Below are 2,673 nucleotides of genomic sequence, written 5' to 3' on the forward strand. Positions count from 1 at the left end.
GGGTGTTGTTTTCGGTCGCATTGATCGCGTAGGGCGATGTCACGTAACCCGAGAACGAGAACACCGGAACGCCCTTGGAGTGCGCGTATTCGATGGTCTGGTTGATGGCCGTTACGTTCGAGCAGCAGATGATGATAGCATCGACGCCGTCGTCGACMATCTGGCGCATCTGCTGGATTTGCGTCGCGTCCTTCAGGTCGGACTGCGTGACGACAAGCTCAGATACCAGTCCAGCCTCCTTGTATTTCGGAAGCAKAACCTCGTTCAATTCAGTGAGGATCTGGGCACGCCACGTGTTGCCTGCATAAGTGGATGCGTAGCCGATTTTCCATGGCGGCGGCCGCTTCGCCACAAAATCCTTGAGCKGCGTACCACCGAGGGGAATTGCMGGGTCCACGAGCTCGTAAAGCTTTTTCTGGTCCGGTGGTAGCGAGTCTAAGCCGTCCGCGAATGCGGCGGTGGTCATCAGGCCTAGCCCGGTGATCACGCTCAATGCGGTGTAAACCTTCTTTAGCATGTGTAGGGTCTCCTCCCCTCTGTGCATCCGCTACAGCAGTTGACGCCGTTGGCGTCGAGCCACGGAATTGGTGAAAAGTGTTTCGATTTCGGATTGGTGGCGGGCGGCTTGCGCCGCCCGCGGAACGGTCAGTTCCTGAGGCCAGCCTGTTTCAACAGAGGCATGACGCGGTCGTTGAAKAACGGCAGCTCTTCGTTGTAGTCGACCATTGTGAGAAGCGCGCCGTCGACGCCCGTGTTGCTCAATCCGACGAGCTTGTCGGCGACCTGTTCCGGCGTTCCGACGATCGGGTAGCCGCCCCAGCCAGCGATAAAGCKCTCCTTGAACTTCTGGTACATCTCTGCCGAGTGGTTCTGCGACTGAACCTGAAGAACCTCGCAGATGTTTTCGCAGGCTTCCCAATCGCCCTTCTGGTTCACGTAGTAGTCGTAGTAATCCCGGGCTTCCTTTTCGGTCTCGCGAACGACGACCGGGCACGCGGTGAAGGTTCCGAGTTMGCGCTTGTATTCCTCGCGAGCCAGCTCCTTCACCTTCTTCACCCACGCTGCGCCCGATTCCATGTCCTGCATGAAGCCGAAGTTGAAGTCGCAGAACTTGGCTGTGAAGTGCAGGCCCTTGCCCGACGAACCGGCGCAGATGAGGACCGGGCGACCCGTCTCTTTGTTATAGGGCTTCGGCTCGCTGAACGCGTCTTTCACCTTGAGGAACTGGCCGTCAAAKGTGACGCCGTTCTTCGTCCACAGAGATTCGACGATTTCCATCCATTCCGTGGCATATTCGTAGCGGGTGTCGTGTTCCATCATCGGAACGCCGAACATCTCCATTTCMGGGGTAAACCAACCCGTCACCAGGTTCAGGCCGTATCGGCCCTTCGAAATATTGTCGATCGTCGTCGCCATCTTCGTCGCGACGATCGGGTTCAGGGTGGGGATATGCGTCGTCGAAAAAAACTGCAGCTTCGTGGTCACGGCAGCCAGGGCCGCGGCCCACGTGAACGTGTCCATGTTCACGCCGTTGAAGTTCGTCGGCCCGCCGAAACCGCGCCATCGGGMGATCGGCACCATGCATTCCCAGCCGGCCGCTTCAAGCTTTTTGGCAATTTCGACATTGTGTTCGAAGGTCGGTTCGAACGTTGATTCCGCGGTGGTGATGGCGCAAGCGCTGGAACAATTCGTTCCGAATACGCCAAGCTTCAGCTTGTTGCCGTTAAACATCGGGTTTCCGGCGGCGCRGAAATCATCGCTGGTCGTCATATTGAAGTCTCCTCCACAGAGTTAGTCTGTTCCCGGCCCGAAAGCCGGGCACCGATTAGATACCCATGTCCTCGAAGACTTCCTGCGCGACGCGGAAGCTGTCGATCGCCGCGGGCACGCCGCAATAGATCGCGACCTGAAGKAAAACTTCGCGAAGCTCGTCCTTGCTGAGGCCGTTATTGATCGCGCCGCGAACGTGCAGCTTCAACTMGTGGGGGCGGTTAAGGGCGGAAATCATGCCAAGATTGAGAAGGCTGCGCGAACGGCGGTCCAGGCCGGGCCTGTTCCAGATCTCGTTCCAGCAATACTCGGTGACAAGCTCCTGCATCGGCCAGTTGAACTCGGTCGCCTTGTTTACCGAAGCGTCCACATATGCACCGCCGAGAACCTCCCGACGGGTCTGCAGACCCTTTTCGAACCGTTCACTGACGGGACGCCCATTCACTTGCGATTTCATATCGGTGGCAATAGTCACGGATCAAACTCCTCATTATCGGCCGAAAGGCATTTGGTGGATGTCATAGGCMGAATGCTCGGCCAAACGTTTCAGGCGGCAGCATCGATCAGCGCTGCCGATCTAACCAATTTCCCGTCCTCGTAGAGGAGCGGGGCAATACTCTCGATAAACCGGGCCTCGATKACTTCCCCGAGAACGACGTCATGGGTGCCAACGGAGACTGCGGAGTTGAGGCTGCAAACGAATGCGGCCTGGGCGTCGCCGAGGACGGGAACTCCGCCAGCCCCGATCCACTCACCGTGAGMGAACCTCTCCTCTCCCTTCAGTTTTCCACTGAACAGCGGAACCAAAGGCGCATGACTAAGATGCAGCATGTTCACTGCGAATTTCCCCGCCAGCTTGAGCGGGCCGCTGATCGAAGCCGATTGGTTGATGCAAACCAGGAG

The 2,673-nt window shown here is 57.8% G+C and carries 4 protein-coding genes; all 4 read right to left on the reverse strand.

Going from position 1 to position 2,673, the window contains the following annotated elements:
- Window positions 1-517 (reverse strand): substrate-binding domain-containing protein (locus tag QD357_RS31735; RefSeq protein ID WP_414125955.1); only part of this gene is annotated, 517 nt, incomplete at its 3' end.
- 128 nt (window positions 518-645) lie between these two features.
- On the reverse strand, window positions 646-1,770 hold the full coding sequence (locus tag QD357_RS31740; protein ID WP_414125957.1) for an LLM class flavin-dependent oxidoreductase: 1,125 nt from the start codon (window positions 1,768-1,770) through the stop codon (window positions 646-648).
- Window positions 1,771-1,825: 55 nt separating this feature from the next.
- Window positions 1,826-2,227: a carboxymuconolactone decarboxylase family protein gene (locus QD357_RS31745; RefSeq protein ID WP_414125961.1), complete on the reverse strand. Its 402-nt coding sequence runs from the start codon at window positions 2,225-2,227 to the stop codon at window positions 1,826-1,828.
- 89 nt (window positions 2,228-2,316) lie between these two features.
- Window positions 2,317-2,673, reverse strand: a 357-nt coding sequence (locus QD357_RS31750) for a flavin reductase family protein (RefSeq protein WP_414125959.1), incomplete at its 5' end; no start/stop codon positions are given.

Source organism: Rhizobium sp. BR 317, from assembly GCF_047445835.1.
GTDB classification, from domain to species: domain Bacteria; phylum Pseudomonadota; class Alphaproteobacteria; order Rhizobiales; family Rhizobiaceae; genus Rhizobium; species Rhizobium paranaense.